The organism is Streptomyces hiroshimensis, assembly GCF_014650335.1.
Classification (GTDB): Bacteria; Actinomycetota; Actinomycetes; order Streptomycetales; family Streptomycetaceae; genus Streptomyces; species Streptomyces hiroshimensis.
This window is the reverse complement of the sequence record NZ_BMUT01000001.1, coordinates 177,037-201,396: the sequence shown is the minus strand read 5'-3', so window position 1 is coordinate 201,396 and position 24,360 is coordinate 177,037. Positions and strand designations below refer to the sequence as shown.

Below are 24,360 nucleotides of genomic sequence, written 5' to 3'. Positions count from 1 at the left end.
CGGCTCACCCCTCCGGGGAACGTGCTCGCTATATGCATCCCACAATCCTAGGGACAATCGTCACCCGTCAGGACCAATGACACGCCTGAGGGCCGGAGGGCCGCAACCGCGGTCCTCCGGCGCTCCTGTCTCCCCACGCGCGCGTGGGGAGCGTGGCCCGCAGGGCTTCCGGTCTCGGCCCTTGTACCGGTCTCAGCCTGTACCGGGCTCAGCCCTTGTAGACGCTGAAGCGCTTGGTCAGCGCCCGGATGCCGGCGTCCTCGCCGACGACGCCCACCGCGCAGATGCCGAGCTCCCCGGAGGGGGCCCCGGCGACCATGGCCCGGTAGTCGTCGAAGCTGTTGCTGAGCGCCTGCCCGCGGGTGGTGAAGACCACCGGGCTGAGCCCCTCCGCCCGGGCGGACTCGGCCAGTTGCAGCAAGTGGCTGGTACGACCCGAGAGGACGACGGTGTTGAAGCGGATGCCGGCGTGGTGCACCCCGTCGCCGTCGCGCACGTCGTCCGCGTAGATCCTGGAGTCGATCCGGGCCAGCTGGCCCATGACGATGGCGGCCGCGTTGGCGACGGCGCCGGCTTCCAGGGACTTGTCGACGGCGATCACCGTACGGAGGAGTTCTGACATCCGGTTATTTTCTCCGCTCGAAGACGACGAAGCTCATGGGGGTGCCCTCGGAGAGCACCTCGATGACCTTCAACCCGTAGTGCTCCGCACACGTGGCGTTGGTGATGGCGGCGGCGCGGTCGCCGTGGGCCAGGGCGGCCTTGCAGGCGGCGCTGTTGGAGGTGGCGTGGAAGGACTCCGTGGTCCGGTCGCTCACGCGCGACTCGAAGAGCTTCCTGGTCGCCGGGTGGTAATGGACGACGTCGAACCGGTCCAGGTCCGCGTCCTGCGGCGAGGCGGCGAAGACCATGTCCGGCAGCGGGCCGACGAAGGCCTCCACGGCCCGCAGTTCGGGGTCGAAGAAGAACGTGCGGATCTCCGGGTAGGCGCCGGCCACGAGGAGCGCCTCGTTCCGCCCGTCCTTCACCGATGCGGCGGCCGCCTCGAAGGAGGGGTAGCCGAGCAGCCGGCTGGCCTTGCCCGTCGCCGCCCAGCGCGTGCCGACGGTGACGCTGCAGGTGAGCCCCGCCGGGTCGTCGGCGAGCGTGGCCACGGACGCGTAGCGGGTGGCGGTGTCGATGTAGGCGCTGAAAGGAGCGGCCGCCATCAGTTCGTCAACGTCTGCGCCTGCACTTACAGCACTTACAGCATTCAGAGCTGAATTCAGGTCTACGGTCTGCGTGGTCACGGCGTGCGCTCCTCGGGGACGTCGTTCAGATGAACCGGCGGACGGAAGACCGGCGGACGGAGAACCGGCGTACGGAACCGGTGGCCTTCACCCCTCGAGTTCATAGAATCCCGCCCCGTCCAGATATCGAATCGTTCCCATGTCGCGCTGCACAACTTCTTCCACCTCGTGCATCAGATTGATGATCACGGGGTATGTCGTGTCGTCCACGGTCGGCACAATCTCCTCCCCCGGCCGGACCAGCTCCCACATTTCGCGGAAGCTCTCCAGTGAACGGATTTCCTCGATGTTCCGGTACTGCTTGAGCCGGCCGGCGGCCGGTGAGATCAGCGCCACCCAGGCGAAGTACCGGTCTATCTCGTACGGCTCCCCCCGGCGCGCCAGGAAGCGCTTGGGCCGTACGTAGGCGTCGACGGCCCAGTCGAGCTGGGACTCGCCCGCCGCCAGCCGCGCGTAGTGCGGCAGGTCGCCGCCGGACAGCCGGGCGCCGGCCTCGATGAGGCACGGGCCGTCCGGGGTCATCTTGAGTTCCACGTGCGCCGGACCGTGCCGGACGCCCAGCGCGTCGAGCACCCCGAAGGCGTACTCGACCAGCTGGTCCTGCACCTCGCCGCGGCGCGGGACGATGTAGCACGCGCCCGACAGGTCGCGGATGCCGTTGACGCTGAAGCGCGAGCTGCGCCAGATCTCGGCGGCGTGGTGGAGGCCGTCCAGACTCGCCGTGTTGACGATGTACTCGGTGCCGACCAGGTACTCCTGGGCCAGCACGGCGGTGTTGGGCCGCGAGAAGATGTCATCCGCCCCGACGATGCGGCGGAACGCCGCGGCCGACTGCTCGGGGGTGTCGCAGAAGGCGACCCCGTCGCCGCCGGCGCTGGAGAGCGGCTTGACGACGATCCGGCCGCCGAGCTTGCGGTGCCAGTCCACGAGCTCCTGCTCGCTCTCCGCCCGCAGCTGCTCCGCCGCGCGCAGGCCCGCCCGCCGTACGGCCTCCGCCATCTCGGCCTTGTCCCGGCGGGCCCGGCTGAGGGCGGTCCCGTTGGTGGGCAACCCGAGGGCCTCGCTCAGCACGTCGGCGAACGCCACGCCGTACTCGCCGCCGGGCACCACGGCCACCGGGTCGTACGCCCGCAGCTCCGCCACCGTGCGGGCGAGGTCGCCGTCGTGCACGAGGTTGGCGACGTAGTTCTCCAGCGCCGGGCGCGAGGACGCATAGACGCCGGGCGGCTGCGCGGAACTCTGGACGCGTACGCAGGAATATCCGGCACGGATAAAGGCCGGGGCGATGTGGCGGGCCGTCTGCGGAACTCCGTGCTCGGCGGTCTCGTAACTGTCGACCAGAATCACGTTCCGCTGCCGGCGCACATCCTGCTGGGTGCCCAAAAGAATCCTCCCGTGCCAATCTCCGCAATCTCCGTGTATTCGCCAATCCTTGATCGATCAGCCGGGATCAGTCAACGGTGTCGGACGTCACAACGGGAGTGCTCTTCTTCTGATTTCGGGCAGGGGCATTCCGGCCTGCGGCAAAGAGAGCACGCAGCAGGCCGGAACATTGCGAGGGGAAAGGAATTCCCGGGGAATGCGGGTCTGATGCAGGCCTGAAGCAGGCCTGAAGCAGGCCTGAAGCCGGTCTGATGCAAGGTCTGCCTGCTACAGACCCTGCGACTCCTTACGAAAACGCTCGGCGACGTAAAGGAACCGATCGTTCGCGGCGGGCTCCCCCAGACTGATGCGCGCGCCCTCACCGCTGAAGGCACGCACCAGGATCCCCTCCTGCTCGCACAGCGCGGCGAAGTCGTCCGTACGGCCCCCGGTGCGCAGCCAGACGAAGTTGGCGTGCGACGGCTCCGGGGCCCAACCCTGCTCCGTCAACGCCGCGCTCACCCGCTCCCGTTCGGCGGTGAGCGCCGCTACGCGCTCCCGCATCCCGGCCTCGGCCCGCAGCGACGCGACGGCGGCGTCCTGCGCGAACTGCGTCACACCGAAGGGGACGGCCGTCTTCCGCAGGGCGGCGGCCACGGGCTCGTGCGCGACGGCGAAACCGACGCGCATGCCGGCCAGGCCGTACGCCTTGGAGAAGGTCCGCAGGACGCAGACGTTGGGGCGGTCGCGGTAGACCTCGATGCCGTCCGGGAAATCCTCGTCCGTGTCCGCGACGAACTCGATGTAGGCCTCGTCCAGGACGACGAGGACGTCGGACGGCACTCGGTCGAGGAAACGCTCCAGCTCCGCCCTGCGCACAATGGTGCCGGTCGGGTTGTTGGGGTTGCAGACGAAGATGAGGCGGGTGCGATCGGTGATGGCTGCGGCCATGGCGTCGAGGTCGTGCACCTCGCCCGCGGCCAGCGGCACCTCGACGGGGCTCGCACCCACGATGTGGGTGAGGACGGGGTACGCCTCGAAGGAGCGCCAGGCGTAGAGGACTTCGTCACCGGGCTGCGCGGTGATCTGCAACAGCTGCTGGGTGACGCCGACCGAACCGGTGCCGGTCGCGATGTGCGCCTCCGGCACGTCGAAGCGCGCGGCGAGCTCGCGCGTCAGCTCTCCGCACCACAGGTCCGGATAGCGGTTGATCCCCTGCGCGCCGGCCACGGCCCGCTCTATCACGCCGGGCAGCGGCGGATACGGATTCTCGTTCGCGGACAGCTTGTACACCGGCTGCGCCGCAGGACCTCTCGCGGAGCTCCGCGGCCTGCTCGCAGGCACCCCCTCCAGCGCCGCCCGCAGCTTGGGCCCCAGCCCTAACTCCCCCACGTGCTTCCCCCTTCTCGGACACGACGTGATCCCGGCCGCCGCTCGCCCGGCACGAGGCACGGGGCGGGGCCGAAGGATCACCCGACCAAGATCAAGATTACGTGAGCACGGAGCGTGACCGAGGCCCGGGCACCCCTCCGGCAACGCAAAGAACCGTAAAGATCTGCAGGTCAGCGAATGAGAGCGGCATTTGCGAGCGAAAACCGAGCCGCCGGAAGCCTCCGGTCCGCGGGCTCGCGCCGACCCGTTAGGGGGCGCCGAGGGTCCTCGGCGCCCCCTAACGCCGCTTCAGCCGCCCCCGTACGGCCTTCAGGAGCTCCACCCGCCCGACGCGCAGGGTCAGCACGTCACGCCCGGGCAGCGGCTTCGCGTACCAGGGCATGCCGAGCCGCTGCCAGCGCGCCGGCTTCAGCGACGGCTGCGGCGGTACGGGGACGGACCACTCCTTGCCGGCTGCGGCGAGGCGGAGCGTGAACTCCCACTCGCCGCCGGTCGTGCAGGGCACCTGCACCGTGAAGGTGCCGTCGGAGGACGAGGGTTCGACCGGGACCGTCTTTTCGGCGCCGTCCGGGTCCGGACCCTTGGCCCGCACCGTCAGCGCGCCCCGGGGCCAGCTCTCCAGCGTGCAGCGGCCGCTCACGGCGAGGGTGGCGGGGCCGTCGGGCGACCACGCTGCGCCGGTGACGCGCAGGCGCGGCAGCACGCGGTGACGGGTCTCGCCGACGTCCAGCGTGAGGTTGCCGTAGGGCTTGGTGGTGAAGAGGGCGACCGCCTTGCCCTCGTCCGTCACGAGCGTGGTCGTCGCCGTGGTCACGGACTCCGCACGGCTGCTGCCGAGGCGAGCTTCCTTGACGATGCCTTGGGCGCCGACGGCGAGCGAGATGTCCCAGAAGCCGGCGGTCAGCGAGGCGAGGTCGATCGTGGCGTCGAACCCGGCGGTGTCGTACTCATGGAGACCGCCGTCTTCCTCGGCCCCCAGCCCCGGGGTGGCAATGTGGTGAACAGGAAGCCGGAACTCCGTGTCCGTGCCGCGCTTGCGGAGGATGAGCTCGGTGGTGACGTCGCGCGTGGCGATGCGGTGGATGTACGCGTGGCCCGTGAGGCGCAGCCCGGCGGCGTTGATCTCCGCGGAGTCGACACGGTGGCGGGCGCGCAGCTCGTCCGTGATGTCGTAGCAGTCGTCGGGGATGTTGAGCGTGGAGTCGCGGAAGTAGGGGTGGAGGGCGTAGGCGCGCCCGCCCTCGATCTGCAGGTCGGGGAGCATGGCGGCGGTGGCGGCGAGGGTGGTGATGCCGTAGCTGGCGGCACCCCGGTCGAGCTCCCAGCGGACGAGGGTGAGAAGTTCGTCGAGGAGCCGGTGGCGGATGAGGTGGCAGCGCAGGCGCACCACGGCGGGCAGGCGGACGGCCAGGCCCTCGCTCCAGTGCAGCGCGACCAGGTCGGCCAGCTCGTGCAGCAGCTTGTCCTGGACGTCGCGCTGCGGCTCGCGGCTCAACTGGAGGACGGCATCGCGCAGTTCGACGGCGAAGTGCCGGTGCATCAGCGTGTCGCGGTCGGAGCCGGCCGGCACGTGCTCGGCGACGAGCCCGGCCATCATGCGGAAGAGGTCTATTCGCATCCGCGCGCCGTGCTCCTGCGCGGTGATGTTGTTGCCATCCTCGCGCGCGACCCAGTAGAGGCAGTCATAGTCGGCGACGACGGATATCGCGGCGGCCTGGAGGTAGGCGGTGGCGACGAACGGCTGGTCCTCGCCGATCGACAGCCCGGTGTCGAAGCGCAGCCCGAGCCGGTCTATCAGCTCGCGGCGGAACAGCTTCATGGGATTGAGCGTCCAGTAGACCCGGGACGAGAAAACATCCGTTTTGGGCTGATTCCGCCGAAACATCGACTGAGGCGCCCGACGCCCGCCCTCCCCCACGATCCGCCCGAGCACGACGTCGGAGCCGTTCTCGTCGGCCGCGGCAACCATCCGCTCCAGGGCCTCGGGCCCGATCCGGTCGTCCGCGTCGAGGAAGTAGACGTAGCGCCCGGTGGCCTGCTCAAGCCCAAGATTCCGAGGCCCCGCCGGCCCGCCGGAGTTCGCCTGATGCACCACCCGCATCCCCGACCCGGCCCGCTCCGCGATCCGGTCCAACTCGGCAGCCGTACCGTCCGTGGACCCGTCATCGACGACTATCAGCTCGATCCGGTCGGCCCCCAGCGACTGATCGAGTACGGAGCCGACGCTGCCGGTCACGTACGGCATGGCGTTGTACGCGGCGATGATGACCGTGACGTCAGGCCGAGGCCGAGGCATGGCGTAGTGCTCCGTTCCTGCAGTCCAGGGTGTCGTTTCAGGGTATAGGAGACATCGAACCGGAGTTCGTTGAAGATTGCCCGAAGACTACTGAAGGGGCCGGGGACAGGCAGCTGCCCGTTCCCGGCCCCTCCAGTGATCCACAGGTCAGGCGTCCTTCGCCACCGGCTTCAGGATGGCCACGCACTCCACGTGGTGCGTCATCGGGAAGAGGTCGAGAAGCAGAGAACAAGAAAGACTGCAGGTCAAAGGCGTAATGGTATGGCTCTAAGTGAACCGATGTATGCCCAGAGCGTCACACGAGCGTCACCCAGCTCCTACCCCTGCTCAACGCGGTTCCACCAGTGAAAGGCCGCATCGGCCACCCCCGCCGGAAACCGACTCGCTCGTCGCCGACCACGATTACGACCGCGACATCAACCGGGACTGCGTACGTGAACAACGGATCGAGCCTGTCGTCGCCAGGTCGGAGCCGAGTCATCCGGCGGCTAGGGCACCCCCGAACCGCGCTTCTTCCTTCACCGCACCAGGCCGGTTCAGCACAAATCGGTAACGTGCCCACGAACGTGACCTACTCCTTGCGGTAGCGATGCGACATCATGGAGGTAGGGCCTCCGATCAGGAGGTGAGCGAAATGAGCACGAACTACTACGGAGTCCTGGACACCGTACGCTTCACCGGCGAACTTCCAGAAGCCACCCTTAATCAACGCGAATTTGGCGCACTAGGCGTCATGATGCTTGACATGCTGATCAGCAATGCACACCCAATACTTTCCCAGAGTCAAGCATTCGACAACAGTGCTCTACTAGCTCAGCTGGCCGCATGCGACAAGCAGTCAGACGCACTTCGCAAGCTATTTTGGGATGGCCGAATACTTGTAAAATTCCACCCACCCTCGCTGCGGACGCCAGCACCAGGCAATGAGCGTTGCACTATCCTAAACGCCTTCTGCAGCACAATAGATAAGCCATATTCGATCCTTTCAGCCTGGCCTGAGATAACCAACAATTACGAACTTCGGCGACACATCATAGACTGTCTCGATGGACATCAGGAAGGCATATTGAACATCGGGGACACAAGTCTAGAGAATCGGCTTGAAGGCCTTTGTGAGCTAGACAGAGTGGTCCAACATCAGCCTCTTCAGATAACCGAACCGGTAGCCTGGAGTCTATATGATCGAGTGAGGGATAGGCTATTTAGCCTAATCGGCCAAGAAGAGGCAACGGATGCATTGATCGATTGCTTGCTGAACCGTTCAACCAGCATGGAAAATAGTAACCGAGATCAAAGGGCCGCCTGGTACCGGCTCGTCCGTGACTACGAATCAGGCCACCCAGACACTGACAGCTATCGAGCCTCGCGCAACGCGACTGACGTCATCGACGGTGTATATAATTCGCGAGTTGCCGAGTCACTGAGGGCGAGCGGCGTGTTCCTTAACTGCGCAGACAGAGGCGTTGCTCAGGATATCGCAGATTCTCTACCATATAACTCATCCGTCGGAGCGTCGTTCGTTAGCCTGTCTGCCGACAGGCGACTCAGCGACTGGCTGACGTGGAGTTACCTTAGCGACACTCTTCCCCACCTGGATGTGATGAGTCCGAGCAGAAGGATGCATCGGGCGCTCGATGAACACAAAAATTGCATTGGGCTGTCGACGGTTGACGGTAAGATCTTTTTGTGCATAAACGCAAACTTGCACGCACTCTCAGTCAGAAGTGGCGCTGCGGTGAGCGCTGGGGCCATGGGCGCATTGGTCGCTAGTACGATTGGCCCACTTGGCAGCGCTATAGCTAGTGGCGCCCTTGCTACCCTCCTGGGCCAGATGGCGGAATTGCCGCTCATTAAAAGAAGGCACGAAGCCCGCCAAAAGAGGCTAATCGCTAAAGCAGGAGAACGCTGGCGAGAGACAGTAAGGGGGGGCTCTGCGTCCCTGGCAGAGGAAGACACCTAGCCTGACGCAGTTACTGCCGCGCAGCGTAGTACGAAGCCCCATGTTCGACTGCCGAAGATACTATCTGCGGCGGTCGCGCCGGATATCGAGAACTGCTCATGAGGCAAGGATCCAAAGAAACCGCAGGTTAAAAGGTACCTAACTATGCCTCTAGGTGAACCGCCGTATGCCCTGAGCATCAGACCGGATCGTGGGCCTCGGCAAGCCCCGTAGGTGAGGCGACAGCCAGATCCTACGATCCCCGTTCATTTGCCGTCGTCTGCCCGCCAGGGGCCATTTCGTGCACCCTGGCGGGTGAGGCGAACTTACGCAGCGATGGTCAGCGGGGTATCCAGCCTGTCCCAGGCGCCAAGGACAGCTCTGTGGGCGTCCGGTTGGAGGTGCGCGTAGCGCTGGGTGTTCTGGAAGCTCTCGTGGCCGAGGAGGTGCTGCACCTCATACAGAGGAACTCCTTTCTGGACGAGCCAGGAGGCGCAGGTGTGCCGCATGGTGTGCGGCGGGTACTGCGGGACGAGCCGCCTTTCGGCGTCGGTGTCGACGTAGTAGGCACTGGTGACGGCTGGCCACCAGGTTTGCCGTCTCCAGTTGCCGTCGTCGAGCCGGCGGCCTGCCCGGCCCTTCGTGATGGTGGTGAACACCAGCGCATCGGGGTCGAGCCGATGGAGGTGGCGGTCGAGGGCCTCCAGGACGTGAGGGGGGAGCGGGACTTCCCGGCGGCTCTTGGAGCTCTTGGGGTATTCCTTGATCCCGCTCTTGGTGTTGACCTCGACTACGAACAGGCGTGACCGGCGGTGGTCGACACGGCGCCGGTGGAGTCCGGTTAGCTCACCCCAGCGCAGCCCGGTGTAGAAGTCAAGCAGAAACATCGTCCGCCACGGAGTTGCCAGTTCGTCCCGGATGCTCTGGGCCTGGTCGATGGTGAACCACCGTGGTGGCTGGACTGCAATGGTGGGCAGGTCGATGTGGCGACAGGGATTCACCGCGAGTATGTCGTCATCGACGGCTGCTCGCAGCATGGAGGAGGTCAGGTTGTAGGCCCGCTTGATCGCAGAGGCTCCCACACCCTTCTCCATCAGGGACCGAATCCAGCTCTGGACGTCCATGCGGGTGATGTCGCAGATCTCCCACTTGAACCAGTACGGAAGGACGTGGTTCCTGATGCTGGACGCATCGCCGCGCAGAGTGTGCGGTTCCGCGACACGGGCCTTCCACCACCGCTCGTGCCAGCCATGGAAGGCGATCTTGCTCGCCCGCGGATCCCGTAGCCGGCCGCGCGCGAATTGGGTCTCCATGTCCACGCCCCAGGCGCGTGCCTGCGTCTTGAGCGGGAACGACTCACTGAACCGGTCGCCATACCGGTTTCGTACCGTCGCTTGCCAGTTGCAGGACTTAAGCCTACGCAGGTACAGGACTCCTCCTTCAGCAGCGGGGCGTGGCGGACCTGGGCCGGCGACGGGCCGGCGGCAGAGTGACGGTCCGGCCGGCTACGAACTCTTCGAAGGCAGCGGCAGGGATGCGAAGGCGGGATCGTCGCGGGCCAGTGCGCAGGTCTACGACAGGCATGGCACCGCCTTCGATGAGGCGGTAGAGGGTGCGGCGGTCGACGTCCAGAGCGGCGGCGACGGTGGGAATGGACAGTAGGCGGGTAGGTGTTACCGGCTGGCCGGATGTGGTGGTGGCCTTCATGGCGTGCCCCCCTCGGCGTCGGGTATGGCGGGCGTGCAGGCGGGGTGTGCGAGGTGCCCGGCTGCGGTGAGTGCGGGGTTCATGGGCTGGCCGCAGCGGGCGCAGCGAAGGTGGAGTCCAGAGATGGGCTGCAAATCGCTGTCCGTGCCGTCCGTGCTGTCCGCGGGTCGGTGTTTTTGCAGGTCATCGGTGGGTGGGGGTGCGGACAGCGATTTGGGTTCGCTGTCCGCGGCGCTGTCCGCACTGTCCGCGGGGCCGTCGTGCGGACAGCGATCGGACGGCGTGCGGACAGAGGCGGCGTCATCGCTGTCCGCAGGTTCTTGCTGGTCAGCAAGGCTTGCGGACGGCGCGGACATTGCGGACAGCGATTTACACGCCGTCTCTGCCGGGGTGAGCTGGACGATGCGTCCGCGGTTGCGTCCGGTGTCGCGCGTTTCCTTGAAGGTCAGGCCAGCTGCTCGGAGAGCGGGGGCGGAGAAAACGCGGACCCCAAGGGAACCTCCCGTCTGTGCAGTGGCGCAGACGGGAGGTTCCGACCGGGTCGAGGTCGGGCAAGGTCATGCGGGGTGACGCCGGGCACCGAGGGCCACCAGCTGCTGAACCGACTCCGGTCCTGCGTGGTGGAGGCGCTCGTGCGAGGGACGTGCCGGGTCGGAGGCGCAGGCGGGGGGCGCGCGTGCGCGGGCACCGAACGTTCGGTTCGAGGCGCTGCTCTTGTAGGGCTGGGTAGATGGGGAAGTGCCGCCTCAGTCGCTGGTGCGTCGGCTCGCATGGCGATGTTGGCGGGCTGGGTGTGCCATGGAGGAATGAGCAGACGACGACTCCGTGGGCATTTGCCTGTCCATCTCCGAAATGCCAAGGCGCACCGGACGGGTGGTCCTCGTTCGACGGGCCGTCGTGGGGAGCCGCTGACTCGCCCGCAGACTGCCGCGTTGGTGGCCTCGGCGTTGCCTGGTGTAGCCGCCCTGGTTGCTCTGTTGTTCACGTGGATGCAGGTGAGTCAGAACACCAAGGAAGTTCGCATTTCAGAGCACGGCGAGGTCACTAATCGACTCAACAGTGCCGTCCAGAACCTGGCATCAGCTAATCCAGATATACGCTTGGGTGGCATTTATGCCCTGGATCGAATTATGCAGGATTCGCCTCGCGATGAACCTGCCGTCGTCTCGATCCTTTCTGCGTACATGCACAAGATTTCTCCGCGCAACCCTCAGAGCAAGGAGCCTGCGATCTCCAGCGACCTGAAGGCCGCTGTCTCCGTCATGGGCGACCGGCCAGAAGGTAGCCGCGCCGGACCTTTGGTCAATCTGGAAAATGTCGACCTCCATAAACTGGATGCAGATGAGCTGGTAACGCTTAAAGCCCAGACCCGCATTAACTTTCGCGACGCACGTCTCACTTCGGTCGACCTGAAAGACGCAAAACTCGGGCAGATCGATTTTACGGGTGCCGCAATGGAGAGGGCGGACCTCTCGGGTTCTGAGCTTAATGAAACACCCTTCAAAAAATCCGACCTCCCGGGTTCCAACATGAAGAACATCCAATGCGTCGGCTCCGACTTCACCGGGGCGCTACTTTTTGACGCCGACCTAAGCGGGGCCAACTTCAACCCTGCTTCCGATGAAACTGGATGCAAACTAACTGATGTGGATCTCAGTTACGCGAAACTCACTAAGGCTCGCCTGCTCAGCGTGCCTCTCAATGGAACAAATCTCTCTGGAGCGAATCTCGCTCAGGCGGATTTCACGGGGTCGGACTTGCGCGACGTCAACTTGGGTGGCACCGAGCAAAAGGCCGTCCTTGTGGGCACAAAGTTCAGCCATGCCGACTTGAGGGGAGCGAATTTGCAGAGGCTGGACTTGAGCAGCTGCGACTTGGAGGGCGCGGACCTGCGCGGCGCGCACCTTGACGGGGCTCGACTAAAGGGTGCCAAGCTCGACGGAGCTCGCGGCGTTCCTGCCGGGCATGGGTGAGGCAGCGCGACCAAGCCGCACAGCCCCTGACGAGGCGCCGCGGGACCGATTAGTCCCGAGGCGCCCTACTCCTTGCCGGACCGGATCCCGAGAAGTACACGCTCGTCGCTGCAGCCGGGCAGCGTCCGCGAAAGCGCAGGGCCTTGTCGTGGCAGGTACGGCAGACGTGGCGGTCCGGCCAGCGGACGGCGAACCAGCCGTGGCGTCCGCAGTGGGCGCAGGTCCGCTTGTGCCAGCGTTCGCACTGCTCAGGGGTGGTGTAGGCGGGGCTCATGCGTCGGGCGGGATCCGGGCTCGGCGGGGCCGCAGTGGTGTCGCGGTTGACGGGGCCCGGAGGTCGCCGGTGGCGGTCTTGCGGACGCTGGCGCGCGGGGCCGGAGACTGGGAAACGATCTCCAGTCGATCGGGAAGTGATCTTCACCCCATTCCATCGCCGCACGTCACGGGTACTCGTGAACACCCGGTGATTTCACGGACGGCCGTACCTGAAGCACAGAGCTGACACATCGTCAGAGCGAGCGTCAAATGAGCGTCGCGAGCGTCATTTCAGCGTCAAGATATCGCCCGTACCGCACGTAACGCCCATAGCGCACATCGACAAAAGCGCAGGTCAGGCGTCCTTCGCCACCGGCTTCAGGATGGCCACACACTCCACGTGGTGCGTCATCGGGAAGAGGTCGAAGGCGCGCAGCTTTACCGGCTTGTAGCCGGCCTCTGCGAAGTAGTTGAGGTCGCGGGCCAGGGCGGCCGGGTCGCAAGCCACGTAGGCGATGCGGCGGGCGCCGAGGGAGGCCAGGTGCTGGACCGTCTGCTTGCCGGCGCCGGCGCGGGGCGGGTCGAGGACGATGATGTCGGCCTCCTTGATGCCCGTGCGCGGGAGGACCTGTTCGACCTTGCCCTGTTCGATGCGGACGCGGTCGAGGTCCTGGAGGTTGTGGCGGGCGTCTTCGACGGCGCGCTTGCCGGATTCGATGCCGAGGACCGCGCCCTTCTCGCCGATGCGCTCGCCGAGGGCGCCGGCGAAGAGGCCCACGCCGCAGTAGAGGTCGAGGGCCATGTCGCCCTTGCGGGGCATGAGGCCCTGCATGACGGCCTTCACCAGCATGTCGGCCGCCTGCGGGTGGACCTGCCAGAAGCCGCCTTCGCCGACGCGGTACGTGCGCTCGTCGGCGCGCTCGCGGACGAAGGGGCGGCCGTGGACGCGGTGGACCTGCTTGTCCTTCTCGCCGATGCGGAGCACCGAGACCGGCTTGTCGAGTTCTACGATCGGGAGGCGGCCGCCCGGCTTGGGCGTCAGGATGACCTGGCGGTCGGCGGAGCCCGAAGCAGCGATGGCCTCGACCGTCGCGATCTGCGGCCACTCGCGCTTCTCGATGCCCAGCTCGCTCACGCCCTGGGCGGCGATCATGCAGTGGTCGATGACCTGGACCTCGTGCGAGCGGTGCTTGCGCAGGCCCGCGTGGCCCTCGGCGTCGATCGCGTACTGGACGCGGGTGCGCCAGGCGGGGACCTGGCCCGCGGGGAGCTTGTCGCCCTCGGCCGGCATCACGGTGCCGTCCCAGCCGGCCTCCTCGGGGGTGAGGCCCGCGAGGCGCTGGAGCTGCTCGGCGATGACCTCGCCCTTGAAGCGGCGCTGGGCGCCGGGCTTGGCGTGCTGCCAGTCGCAGCCGCCGCACTTGCCCGGGCCGGAGAAGGGGCAGGGGGCCGGCACGCGGTCCTTGGACGGGGAAAGGATCTCCACCGCGTCCGCGCGCAGGAAGCGGGACGTCGACTCGCCCTCCGTCACCCTCGCGATCACGCGCTCGCCGGGCAGCGTGTGGCGGACGAAGAGGACGCGGCCCGACTCCGTACGGGCTACGCAGTGGCCGCCGTGGGCCACCGGGCCGACCTCGACCTCGTACTCCTCGCCGACCAGCGAATCCTGCGGTGCGTTCTGCATGGTGGTCGGCTCCAGAGACGTAAGGAAAAGGGTGAGGCGGGACAGCCGTCCAGTCTACGGGCCGTCCCGCCCCACCTGCGAATTCGCCGATCGGCGGATCCGCTGCGTCGCTACGTGACTACTACTTCTTCGTCGACGCCTTTTCCTTCTTCTGCTCCGTCACCGGGCCCCGCCGCACCGAACCCGGCGCGTTCCACTCCGCGCGCTTGCGGGCCCGCAGCTTGGCGGCCTCGGAGGAGTCCAGCTGCCAGGGCACCGAGGTGACCATCACGCCCGGTGTGAAGAGCAGGCGGCCCTTCAGGCGCAGGGCGCTCTGGTTGTGCAGCAGGTGCTCGTACCAGTGGCCGACCACATACTCGGGGATGTAGACGCTGACGACGTCGCGCGGGCTCTCCTTGCGGAGGCTCTTGACGTAGTCGATGACGGGCCGCGTGATCTCGCGGTAGGGCGAGTCGAGGACCTTCAGCGGGACGTCGATGCTGCGGTGCTGCCACTCCTCGCGCAGCGCCTTGGTCTCGGCGGCGTCGACGCTGATGCTGAGCGCTTCGAGGGTGTCGGAGCGCATGAGCTTGGCGTAGGCCAGGGCCCGCAGCGTCGGCTTGTGGATCTTGGAGACCAGGACGATCGAGTGGACGCGCGAGGGGCGGACGGTCTCGTCGCCCGGGCCCTCGTCGGCGGCGATCTCCTCGGCCACCCGGTCGTAGTGCTTCCGGATCGCCGTCATCGTGGCGTAGAAGATCACCATGCCGAGCAGGGCGACCCATGCGCCGTGGGTGAACTTCGTCAGGAGGACGACGACGAGGACGAGGCCGGTGAGGAAGGCGCCGAACATGTTGATCGCCCGGGAGCGGACCATGTGGCGGCGCTTGGCCGGGTCGGTCTCCGTGCGCAGGTGGCGGTTCCAGTGCCGGACCATGCCGGTCTGGCTCAGGGTGAAGGAGACGAAGACGCCGACGATGTAGAGCTGGATCAGCTTCGTCGAGTCGGCCCCGTAGATGTACGTGAGGACCGCGGCCGCTCCCGCGAGCAGCACGATGCCGTTCGAGAACGCCAGGCGGTCGCCGCGCGTGTGCAGCTGGCGCGGCAGGTAGCGGTCCTGGGCGAGGATCGAGCCGAGCAGCGGGAAGCCGTTGTACGCGGTGTTGGCCGCGAGGAACAGCACGAGCGCGGTGGCCGCCGCGAGGATGACGAAGAGGAACGATCCGCTGCCGAAGACGGCCTCGGCGACCTGCGAGATCACCGGGTTCTGGGTGTAGTCCTCGCCGACCGGGATGCCGTTCTTGAGCAGGTCCGTGGCCGGGTTCTCGGCCATCCGGACGTTGGTCGCCATGGCCAGGCCGATGATGCCGCAGAACATGGTGACGGCGAGGCCGCCCATCAGGGCGAGCGTCGTGGCGGCGTTCTTCGACTTCGGCTTGCGGAAGGCGGGGACGCCGTTGCTGATGGCCTCGACGCCGGTGAGGGCGGCACAGCCGGAGGAGAAGGCGCGCAGCAGCAGGAAGACGAGGGCGAAGCCCGCGAGGCCCTGGTGCTCGGCGTGGATGGTGTAGTCGGCGGTGGGGGCCTTCATCGTCTCGTCCATGAAGAGGCCGCGGGCGGCACCCCAGATGATCATGATGAAGACGCCGCCGACGAAGACGTACGTCGGGATCGCGAAGAGCTTTCCGGACTCCTTGACGCCGCGCAGGTTCATCAGCGTGAGCAGCACGATCACGCCGATGGCGCAGGCCGTCTTGTGCTCGATGACGAAGGGGATGGCGGAGCCGAGGTTCTCGATGCCGGAGGCGATGGAGACCGCGACGGTCAGGACGTAGTCGACGAGCAGGGCGCTCGCGACGGTGAGGCCGGCCTTCGGGCCGAGGTTGACGTTGGCGACCTCGTAGTCGCCGCCGCCGCTGGGGTAGGCGTGGACGTTCTGGCGGTACGAGGCGACCACCGTGAACATCAGCACCACGACCGCGACGGCGATCCAGGGGCTGAAGTGGTAGGCCGACACGCCTGCCGCGGAGAGCACGAGGAGCACTTCGCCCGGCGCGTACGCCACGGAGGAGAGCGGGTCGGAGGCGAAGACGGGCAGGGCGATGCGCTTGGGGAGAAGGGTTTCTCCCAGCTTGCTGCTGTGCAGCGCCCGGCCGATGAGGATCCGTTTCGGCAGGTCGGTCAGTTTGGACACAACAGAGGATCGTAAGCGCTCCCCCGGACGGCCGCCCACCCGCCACCCGCCGGAAAGGAAATGTGGCGTACGCCGCATCCCCGATCCGGCGTGCGCCGCGGCCCGATCCGGCGCACGCCGTAGCAGGTCAGCCGTGCAGCAGCGTGGGCAGCGCCCGGTGGCCGTTGGAGATGAAGGACTCCACGGGCTGCAGGTCGCCCGGCTCTACGGCGAGCCGCATCCGGGGGAAGCGGTCGAAGAGGGCGGGCAGCGCGATGGCGGCCTCCAGACGGGCGAGGGGGGCGCCGAGGCAGAAGTGGACGCCGTGGCCGAAGGCGAGGTGGTCCTTGACTGCCCGGGTGACGTCGAAGCGGTCCGGGTCCGAGCCGTGCAGCTGCGGGTCACGGCCGGCCGCGGCGTAGGCGGCGAGGATCGCGTCGCCCTGCCGCAGCACGGTGCCGTCGGGGAGGGCGATGTCCTCGGTGGCGTAGCGCAGCGGGAGGCTCGCGACGGGGGCCCGGTTGCGCAGGGTCTCCTCGATCACGTCGTCCCAGCCGGCCGTGCCCGCGCGGACGAGGGCCAGCTGGTCGGGGTGGGTGAGCAGGGCGTGGATGGCGTTGTCGAGGAGGTTGACGGTCGTCTCGTGCCCGGCGCTGATCACCAGCAGCAGGGTGTCGAGGAGCTCCTGTTCGCTCAGGCGCGAGCCGTCCTCCTCGCGGGCGGAGATCAGCACGCTGGTCATGTCGTCGCCGGGGGCGGTCCGCTTGGCGGCGACGAGGGCGCCGAGGAGCTCGTAGATCCGCGCGTACGTGGCGGTGACCTCGGCCGGGTCGGCGGAGGTGTGGAAGATGCTGTCGACGCAGTCCCGCAGGCCGTCGCGGAGGTCGGGGTCGGTGACGCCGTAGAGCTCGCAGATGACCTGGATGGGGATCGGGTACGCGTACGCCGCGCGCAGGTCGACGGGCTCGCCGGGGGCCCTGGCCGCCAGGCCGTCGAGGAGGTCCGCGGCCATCGCCTCGATGCGCGGGCGCAGGGCGGCGGTGCGGCGGGCGGTGAAGGCCTTGGCGACGAGGGCGCGCAGCCGCTTGTGGTCGGTGCCGTAGGCGGTGAACATGTTCCGCACGGCGACCCAGGTGAACAGGGGCCACTCGGGGGAGATCTCACCGTTGATCCAGGCCGGCCAGTGCCGGTGGGGGTCCTTCGAGACGCGCGGGTCGGTCAGGAGCTCCTTCAGCAGCGGCTGGGTGGTCACTGCCCACGCCACCACTCCGCCAGGAAGCTCCACGGGCGTCGCTGCGCCCCGGGTCCGGATGCGGGCTGCCTCGCCGTGAATGTCGCTGCCGGTGGCGTCGATGCGGACCGGGGCGGGCTGAGCCGGGACGGTGCTGGACTTGAGTTCCATCGGCTGTCTCCAGTGGGGTCGGCCTGCTGAAGGGGCTGCGAGAGCTGGGAGGGATGCGAGAGCTGGGAGGGATGGGAGAGCTGGGAAAGCTGCGGGGACGGGGCGGACTGATCGGGGCGGGGCTGCTCGTACGGCGGTACGGGGCCGCGTACCGCGGAGGCCGAGAGGTCGTGGACGGGCGCGGGCCGGGCGCCGGACGGCGGCGCCGGCGGGAAGCGCACAGGCAGGGCCGTCAGCGCGCGGTGGAAGGGGCCGGGGCGCCAGACGAGGCGGTCGGCGGGGATCGCGAGCTCCAGGTCCGGCAGGCGGTCGAGGAGCTTCTCGACGGCGACGGCGGCGATCAGGCGGGCCGAGTCCTTGGCCGGGCAGTGGTGGGGGCCCGCGCTCCAGGCGAGGTGGGCGCGGTTGCCGGTGCGCCGGGTGGTGAGCAGCGCGGGGTCGGTGTTGGCGGCGGCGAAGCTGACGACGACGGGCTCGCCTGCGGCCAGCGGCACACCGCCGAAGTCGACGTCCTGCACGGGGTAGTGGACGGCGTAGTTGGCCATCGGCGGGTCGAGCCAGAGCACCTCGTCCAGGGCGTCCTCGACCGGCATGCTGCCGCCCGCGAGGTCGCCCGCGAAGCGGTCGTCGGAGAGCAGCAGCCGCAGGGCGTTGGCGATGAGGTTCTGCTGGGGCTCGGTGCCGGCGCCGATGAGGACGACGTGCTGGTGGATCAGCTCCTCGTCGCTCAGGCGGGCGTGGTGGGCCATGAGCCAGGAGGTCATGTCCGCGCCGGGCTGCTCGCGCTTGAGGGCGATGAGTTCGACGAGGCTGCTGGTGATGAGGGCGTCGGCGCGCTCGGCGTCGACGCCGTCGAAGATGCCGGAGAAGCCCTCGACCAGCCGGTCGCCGAGCTCGGGCGGGCAGCCGAAGAGCTGCTGGAAGACCAGCAGCGGCAGCACCTTGGCGTACGCGCCGAGGAGGTCGGCCTCGCCCAGGCCGGCGAAGCGGTCGATGAGGGTGTCGGCGCTGCGCTCGACGTAGCCGCGCAGGGCGTTGGGGTCGATGCGCGAGAGGGAGTCCGTGACGGCCTGGCGCAGCCGCGTGTGGGCCTCGCCGTCGGAGAACAGGCAGTTGGGCCGGTAGGCCATCATCGGCACGACGGGGTTGTCCGGGGCGACCCTGCCGTCGGCGAGGGCGCGCCAGCGGCGGGCGTCCTTGCCGAAGATCTCGGGGGTGCGGAGCACTTCGAGGGCGGCCCGGTAGTCGGTGACGAGGGTCGCGTGGGCCCCGGGCGCCAGCTCCACGGGGGCGGCCGGGCCCTGGGTGCGCAGCCGGGCGTAGACGGCGTGCGGGTCGGCGGCGAAGTCGGGCCCGTACATGGGGGTGGGGGCGTGCCGGTGGTACGCGGGGGCCGGGGCGGCGTGGCCCTGGTGCGGGGTGGCGTGGCCCTGGTCCTGCGCCGCGTAGCCCTGGGGCGGAGCCGCGTAGCCCTGGGGCGGAGCCGCGTAGCCCTGGGGCGGAGCCGCGTAGCCCTGGTCCTGGGCCGCGTAGCCCTGGTGCGCGGGGCAGCCGGGCGGCGGCACGGCGCCGGGCGGGGGTCCTCCTCCGGCTCCGGGGTCGGCTCCGAGGCCGGAGCCGAGGCCGGGGTCGGCTCCGAGGCCGGGGTCGGCTCCGAGGCCGACTTCGTGTTCGGTGCCGGGGCCGGTGCCGGTGCCGGATGCGGCACCGGGGCCGAAAGCGGGTGCGGCGCCGGGGCCGAAAGCGGGTGCGGCGCCGGGGCCGAAAGCGGGTGCGGCCCCCGGTGCGGCGCCGGGCGTGGCCCCGGGCGCGGCTCCCCCTTCGGCTCCCCAGCCGGGGGATCCCCAGTCGTCGGGACGGTGGTTCACACGTGCTCCCGTACTACGGTCCGCCGCTGCAGGTACTCGACGAGGGAGATGAGCGCGCGGGTGGAGGAGACGCGGTCACGGGCGTCGCAGGTGACCAGCGGGGTCTCGGGCAGCAGGTCGAGGGCCTCGCGGATCTCCTCCTCCGGGTACACGGGGGCGCCGTCGAAGTGGTTGACGGCGACCGCGTAGGGCAGGCCGAGCTCCTCCAGGAGGCCCATGACGTCGAAGGACTGCTCCAGGCGGCGGGTGTCGGCGAGGACGAGGGCGCCGAGCGCGCCGTGCGTCATGTCCTGCCACAGGCGGGTGAAGCGCTGCTGGCCGGGGGCTCCGAAGAGGTAGAGCACGAGGCTGTCGCTGAGGGTGAGGCGGCCGAAGTCCATGGCGACCGTGGTGGTGGTCTTGCCCTCGATGCCGGCGAGGTCGTCGACGCTCGCGCCGGCCTGGGTCATGGTCTCCTCGGTGCGCAGCGGCCGGATCTCCGACAGCGAGCCGACGAACGTGGTCTTGCCCACCGCGAAGTGGCCGACGACGAGGAGTTTCGCGGCGGTGCTCACGGTACGGCGCAGATAGAGGTCTCCGTCGGGAGCTGGCTCAGAGGCGAGCGCGGAGTCCATCCAGCACCTCCTGCAGGATCTGGGCCTCGGGGAGTTGAGCCGAGGGGATGGGGGCCCGGGTGATGAGGTGGCCGCTGTCGACGAGGTCGCCGAGCAGCACCTTGGTGACGCTGACGGGCAGCATGAGGTGCCCGGCGATCTCGGCGACCGACAGCGGGCCGCCGAGGCAGAGTTCCATGAGCCGGCGCTTTTCGGGGCTGAGCCCGGTGAGCGGCCGGTCGTACTGGGCCAGGACCAGGGTGACCAGGTCGAAGGTGTTGCGGGTCGGGTGGGCGCGGCCGTCGGTGACGACGTACGGGCGCACTAACCCTCGCTCGTGCCTCGGCGTGGGCGGGGTCATGCCGGGGCGCCCGAGCCCTGCCAGTTGCCGACGTTGCCCGCGTTGCCTGCGCTGCCCACGTTGCCTGCGCTGCCTGCGCGGGGCGGGCTGGTCAGCTCCTTGCCGAGCCGGTCGACGAGCTTCTGCATGCGGTACGTGACCGCTTCCATGTCGACGTGCTCGGTGGCGGAGACGGCGAGGTAGGCGCCGGGGCCTGCGGCGATGAGGAAGACGTAGCCGTGGGCGAACTCGACGAGCGTCTGCCGCCACGGGTTGTCCTGCTGCGCCTGGTGGGTGCAGAACTCGGAGGTGGAGCGGCTGATGGACTGCAGGCCGGACAGGGCCGCGGCCTGACGCTCGGCCTCGTCGCGCTCGATGCCCTGGGAGCGGGCGCGCAGCATGCCGTCCGAGGACAGGAGGATCGCGTGCCGGGCTTCGGGCATCTTGACGACCTCGTCCAGCATCCAGCCGAGCTCGTTGTTGAGGTGGTCGTTCACGCGTGGGGGTTCCCTTCGTCGTCTACGGGGGCGGGGGCCTGGGCAAAGGGGTGGGCGGCGTCCGGTTCCGGGGCCCCGTGCAGCGGGCCTACGGGAGTGCCTGCGGCGGGGGTGCGGCCCGCGCGGGTGCCGCGCGCGAAGGCGCCCATGCGGCGGGCGGTCTCCTCGGCGCTGCGCTCGGGGACGGCGACTCCGCTGCCGGGGGCGTTCGGTGCGGGCGTCTCGGCGGGCAGGGGCCCGGGCCGGTCGCGGCGGGCGCCGGGGGCGGGCTGCCGGCGGCGGCGCTTGGGGAGGCCTCCGGCGGTGGACCCGACGGAGCCGGGGACCCCTCCGGGGAGGGAGCCACCATCGGTGCCGGTGCCGGTGTCGGCGCCTGTGCCCGTGCCTGCGCCTGTGCCTGCGCCTGCGCCTGTGCCTGCGCCTGTGCCTGCGCCTGCGCCTGCGCCGACGGACGGGGCGGCGCCCAGGGCGGTGCCGGTTCCGGTGCCCGGGACTGAGCCGGTGCCGAAGGTCCCGGGGCCGCCTGCGCGCGCCCCGGGGAAGCCACCGTGGGCGTCGAGGAAGCCGTCGGGTGCCTCGGGGCTACGGGCGGACGTTTCCGGGAACCCATCGCGGGCTTGGGGGTTACGGGCGGAGGCGTCCGGGAAGCCGCCAGGTGCAGCCTGGGGGTTACGGGCAGAGGTCTCCGGGAAGCCGCCAGGTGCAGCCTGGGGGTTACGGGCAGAGGCGTCCGGGAAGCCGCCAGGTGCAGCCTGGGGGTTACGGGCAGAGGTCTCCGGGAAGCCGGCCGAGGCTTCCGGGAAGTCGGGGAAGTCCGGTACGGGTGCCTGCCCCGGGGGCCGTGTCGCGGCGGTACGGTCCGCCGCGTGCCCGCCCGCAGACCGCAGCGGGGTGGTGTCGGGCCCGTCGATGTCGATCTGGGTGAGCAGGGCGCTGGGGAGGAACAGCACGGCCCGGACGCCGCCGTAGGGCGAGCGGGTGTCGACGGAGACGCTGAACCCGTAGCGCGCGGCGAGCACGCCGATGACGGGGAAGCCGAACTGCGGCGGGTCGCCGAGGCGCGAGACGTCGACGGCGGCGCGGCCGGTGAGCAGGGCACCGGCCCGCTGGATCTCCTGGCCGTCCATGCCGACGCCCGCGTCGTCGATGACGATGCAGGCGCCGTTGTGCACGGGCTGCAGGCCGACCTCGACGGTGGTGTTGGGCTGGGAGTGACGGGCGGCGTTGTCGAGGAGCTCGGCGACGGCGAGGACGACGGGCTCCACGGCGCGGCTGACGACGGCGAGGTCGGCCTGGCTGTGGACCTGGACGCGCCGGTAGTCGCGGATGCGGGAGGTGGCGCCGCGGACGACGTCGGTGAGCGGGGAGGCGGCGCGCTGCCGGCCCGGCCAGGAGCCGCACAGGACGGCGATGGCCTGGGCGCGGCGGCCGAACTGGGAGTTGGCGTGGTCGATCTGCAGCAGGTCGCGCAGCACGTCGGGGTTGTCGTGCCGGTCCTGCATGTCGGAGATGGCCAGCTGCTGCTCGTGGGCGAGGCCCTGGAGGGCGCGCATGGAGGCCTTGAGGGCGGCCTTCGCGGACTGGTCGGCGCGGGCCTGCGCCTTGTCGACGGCCTGGGTGAAGGTGTCCATCACCGACTGCAGGCCGTGGGCGAAGACGGTACCCGTGAGCTGTTCGTCGAGCAGGCCGGGCAGCGGCACGGGCTGGTGCATGGAGGCCGTGACGGCGGGGAGCCGGACGGCGACCAGGTGGCCGAGCTCGCTGTCGCGCGCCCGCTGCCCCTCCTCCAGCGTGGCGGCGCGCAGCCGCAGGGCCGCGGCGATCCCCCGCTGGCGCACCAGCAGGACCGCGACGGCGATCAGTGCGGCGGCCAGGCACCAGGTCACTACGTCCGGTATGTGATGTGACATCAATTCCTCGTGGACGCAGGGGGCATGCGGACGGCTGGACGAGGCCGTTGTCCCTGACGTCCCGTCCAGAAGCGGAATACGCCGATCATCCTAACCACGGCGCTCCCCGCTTGGCCGATCTTCGCCCCTGGATGACCGAACATGCATCCGGCTTCCGCGGGGCCTCGGGTGAGGGTACGGAAGGCGAAAGAAAAGCGCAGGTGGTTCGCGTGAGATGTTGTCAGGGCCACAGTGCCCGGTCGACCAGCGGGCCTGCGGCGCCGGCGTAGCCGGCGGGGTCACACAGGGCGGCCAGTTCGGCCGCGGTGAAGTGACCATCCAGTAACGGCTGCTCGGCGAGGATCGCCTGCAGTTCCCGGCCACCGGCGGCCGCTTCGGCCGACGCCTCCGTCAACAGGCGCTCGGCCTCGTCCCGGCCGATGCGCGGCGCGAGGACGGCCGCGAGCCGCTCGGAGACGATCTGCGCGCCCGTGAGACGGAGGTTGGCGCGCATGCGGTCCGCCCGGACGTCCAGGCCGGAGGCCGGCTCGGCGGCGGTGCGGACGGCTCCGCCGGTGAGGCGGAGGCACTCGCGCAGCAGCTGCCACTCCGCGTGCCAGGCGCCGGCGGACCGCTCGTCCTCGGCGGCCAGGCACTGCGTCAGGGCGCCGGCCAGCGCGGGGACCTGGAGCGCCGCGCTGCGGATCAGTGTGGCGAGGACGGGGTTGCGCTTGTGCGGCATGGCGGAGGAGCCGCCGCGCCCGGCGGGGCCCGGCTCGGCGACCTCGCCGACCTCGGTGCGGGCCAGCGACTGCACGTCGGCCGCGATCTTGCCGAGGGCGCCCGCGGTGAAGGCGAGGGCGGCGGCCAGGTCGGCGACGGGGGTGCGCAGCGCGTGCCAGGGCAGGGCGGGGCGGGCCAGGCCCGTCTCGGCGGCGAAGGCGTCCACGAGACGCTCGGCGTAGCTGCCGGCGGAAGCGTCTGTGCCGGCGTCCGCGTCGGCATCGGTGGCCTGGGCTCCTTCGAGCCGGGCGTGCTCCAGGTAGCCGGAGAGTGTGCCCGCCGCGCCGCCCAGCGACACCGGCAGGCTCACGTGCACCCTCGCGAGTCGCTGCTCCGCGTCGAGGACGAGCTGCCGCCAGCCGGCCGCCTTCAGCCCGAAGGTGATCGGCACGGCGTGCAGGGTGAGCGTACGGCCCGCCATGAGGGTGTCGCGGTGCCGTGCGGCGAGGACGGCGAGCGCCTCGGCGGTACGGGTCAGGTCGGAGCGGACGGTACGCAGGGTGCGGTGCGCGACCAGCATGGCGCCGGTGTCGAGGATGTCCTGACTGGTGGAGCCGCGGTGCACGTACGGGGCGGCGGCGGGGGTGTCGGCGGCGACGAGGCGGGTGAGCGCCCGCACGAGGGCGACGACGGGGTTGGCGGTCTCGCGGGCGGCCAGCGCGAGGGCCCGGACGTCGAGCCGCTCGGCACGCGCGCACCGTGTGACGGCCTCCGCGGCCGGGGCGGACACGGTACCGAGGCGGGCCTGAGCGCGGGCGAGGGCGGCCTCGGCGTCGAGCATGGCCTGCAGCCAGGCGGTATCGGTGGTGGCCTCCTCGGCGGGGGTGCCGACGCGAACGGGTGAGAGCAGACCGGCATCGGGGCGGGCGCCTCTCGGCCGCTGTGCGCCGCGCTTCCTCCACCGCGAGGGCGATCAGCCGCGGCGGAGCCGCCGTCGGG

Annotated in this window: 17 protein-coding genes; 1 reads left to right on the top strand and 16 read right to left on the bottom strand. The window is 69.4% G+C overall.

Translation table 11 applies throughout. The features are described 5' to 3' along the window. Positions 1–208 precede the first annotated feature (208 nt). The 7 genes from IE241_RS00795 to IE241_RS00765 form a co-directional block, all read right to left on the bottom strand. Positions 209–622 carry a DUF2000 family protein gene (locus tag IE241_RS00795; protein ID WP_190019590.1) on the bottom strand — a complete coding sequence of 138 codons (414 nt, stop codon included), beginning with the start codon at positions 620–622 and terminating at the stop codon, positions 209–211. 4 nt (positions 623–626) lie between these two features. Then, complete coding sequence (locus IE241_RS00790; protein WP_190019589.1) at positions 627–1,208, bottom strand: type 2 periplasmic-binding domain-containing protein; 582 nt, start codon at positions 1,206–1,208, stop codon at positions 627–629. A gap of 168 nt (positions 1,209–1,376) precedes the next feature. Further along, positions 1,377–2,672, bottom strand: coding sequence for an ATP-grasp domain-containing protein (locus tag IE241_RS00785; RefSeq protein ID WP_229898654.1), 1,296 nt, complete (start codon positions 2,670–2,672; stop codon positions 1,377–1,379). A 267-nt stretch (positions 2,673–2,939) separates the two neighbouring features. Next, on the bottom strand, positions 2,940–4,028 hold the full coding sequence (gene hisC / locus IE241_RS00780; RefSeq protein WP_190020378.1) for a histidinol-phosphate transaminase: 1,089 nt from the start codon (positions 4,026–4,028) through the stop codon (positions 2,940–2,942). 292 nt (positions 4,029–4,320) lie between these two features. Further along, positions 4,321–6,339 (bottom strand): glycosyltransferase family 2 protein, encoded by a 2,019-nt coding sequence (locus IE241_RS00775; protein ID WP_190019588.1) that lies wholly within the window; start codon positions 6,337–6,339, stop codon positions 4,321–4,323. A 2,265-nt stretch (positions 6,340–8,604) separates the two neighbouring features. Then, complete coding sequence (locus IE241_RS00770) at positions 8,605–9,591, bottom strand: tyrosine-type recombinase/integrase (RefSeq protein ID WP_190019587.1); 987 nt, start codon at positions 9,589–9,591, stop codon at positions 8,605–8,607. Between the two features lie 127 nt (positions 9,592–9,718). Continuing rightward, entirely contained in the window at positions 9,719–9,985 is a 267-nt protein-coding gene (locus tag IE241_RS00765; protein WP_190019586.1) for a helix-turn-helix domain-containing protein, read from the bottom strand. 935 nt (positions 9,986–10,920) lie between these two features. On the opposite strand from IE241_RS00765, the gene IE241_RS00760 reads away from it, so the two are divergent. Next, on the top strand, positions 10,921–11,958 hold the full coding sequence (locus IE241_RS00760; RefSeq protein ID WP_229898770.1) for a pentapeptide repeat-containing protein: 1,038 nt from the start codon (positions 10,921–10,923) through the stop codon (positions 11,956–11,958). A 610-nt stretch (positions 11,959–12,568) separates the two neighbouring features. Here the strand turns inward: IE241_RS00760 and IE241_RS00755 are convergent. From IE241_RS00755 to IE241_RS00715, 9 genes are all read right to left on the bottom strand, one after another. Then, on the bottom strand, positions 12,569–13,897 hold the full coding sequence (locus IE241_RS00755) for a class I SAM-dependent RNA methyltransferase (protein WP_190019584.1): 1,329 nt from the start codon (positions 13,895–13,897) through the stop codon (positions 12,569–12,571). A gap of 121 nt (positions 13,898–14,018) precedes the next feature. Next, on the bottom strand, positions 14,019–16,070 hold the full coding sequence (locus IE241_RS00750; protein WP_190019583.1) for an APC family permease: 2,052 nt from the start codon (positions 16,068–16,070) through the stop codon (positions 14,019–14,021). Positions 16,071–16,197: 127 nt separating this feature from the next. Continuing rightward, complete coding sequence (locus tag IE241_RS00745; RefSeq protein WP_229898653.1) at positions 16,198–17,301, bottom strand: cytochrome P450 family protein; 1,104 nt, start codon at positions 17,299–17,301, stop codon at positions 16,198–16,200. Then, positions 17,298–18,812: a cytochrome P450 gene (locus tag IE241_RS00740; RefSeq protein WP_229898769.1), complete on the bottom strand. Its 1,515-nt coding sequence runs from the start codon at positions 18,810–18,812 to the stop codon at positions 17,298–17,300. The genes IE241_RS00745 and IE241_RS00740 overlap by 4 nt, the downstream gene beginning before the upstream one ends. A gap of 503 nt (positions 18,813–19,315) precedes the next feature. After that, the gene (locus tag IE241_RS00735; RefSeq protein ID WP_190019581.1) at positions 19,316–19,933 is read right to left on the bottom strand and encodes a GTP-binding protein; all 618 of its coding nucleotides are present in this window, start codon (positions 19,931–19,933) and stop codon (positions 19,316–19,318) included. Then, positions 19,911–20,273, bottom strand: coding sequence for a DUF742 domain-containing protein (locus tag IE241_RS00730; protein WP_058042179.1), 363 nt, complete (start codon positions 20,271–20,273; stop codon positions 19,911–19,913). Before IE241_RS00730 ends, IE241_RS00735 begins: the two co-directional genes overlap by 23 nt. Beyond that, positions 20,270–20,716, bottom strand: coding sequence for a roadblock/LC7 domain-containing protein (locus IE241_RS00725; RefSeq protein WP_373300572.1), 447 nt, complete (start codon positions 20,714–20,716; stop codon positions 20,270–20,272). Before IE241_RS00725 ends, IE241_RS00730 begins: the two co-directional genes overlap by 4 nt. 29 nt (positions 20,717–20,745) lie before the next feature. Then, entirely contained in the window at positions 20,746–22,659 is a 1,914-nt protein-coding gene (locus IE241_RS34870; RefSeq protein ID WP_373300529.1) for an ATP-binding protein, read from the bottom strand. A gap of 220 nt (positions 22,660–22,879) precedes the next feature. Continuing rightward, entirely contained in the window at positions 22,880–24,271 is a 1,392-nt protein-coding gene (locus IE241_RS00715) for a nitrosuccinate lyase (protein ID WP_190020377.1), read from the bottom strand. Positions 24,272–24,360: the final 89 nt, after the last annotated feature.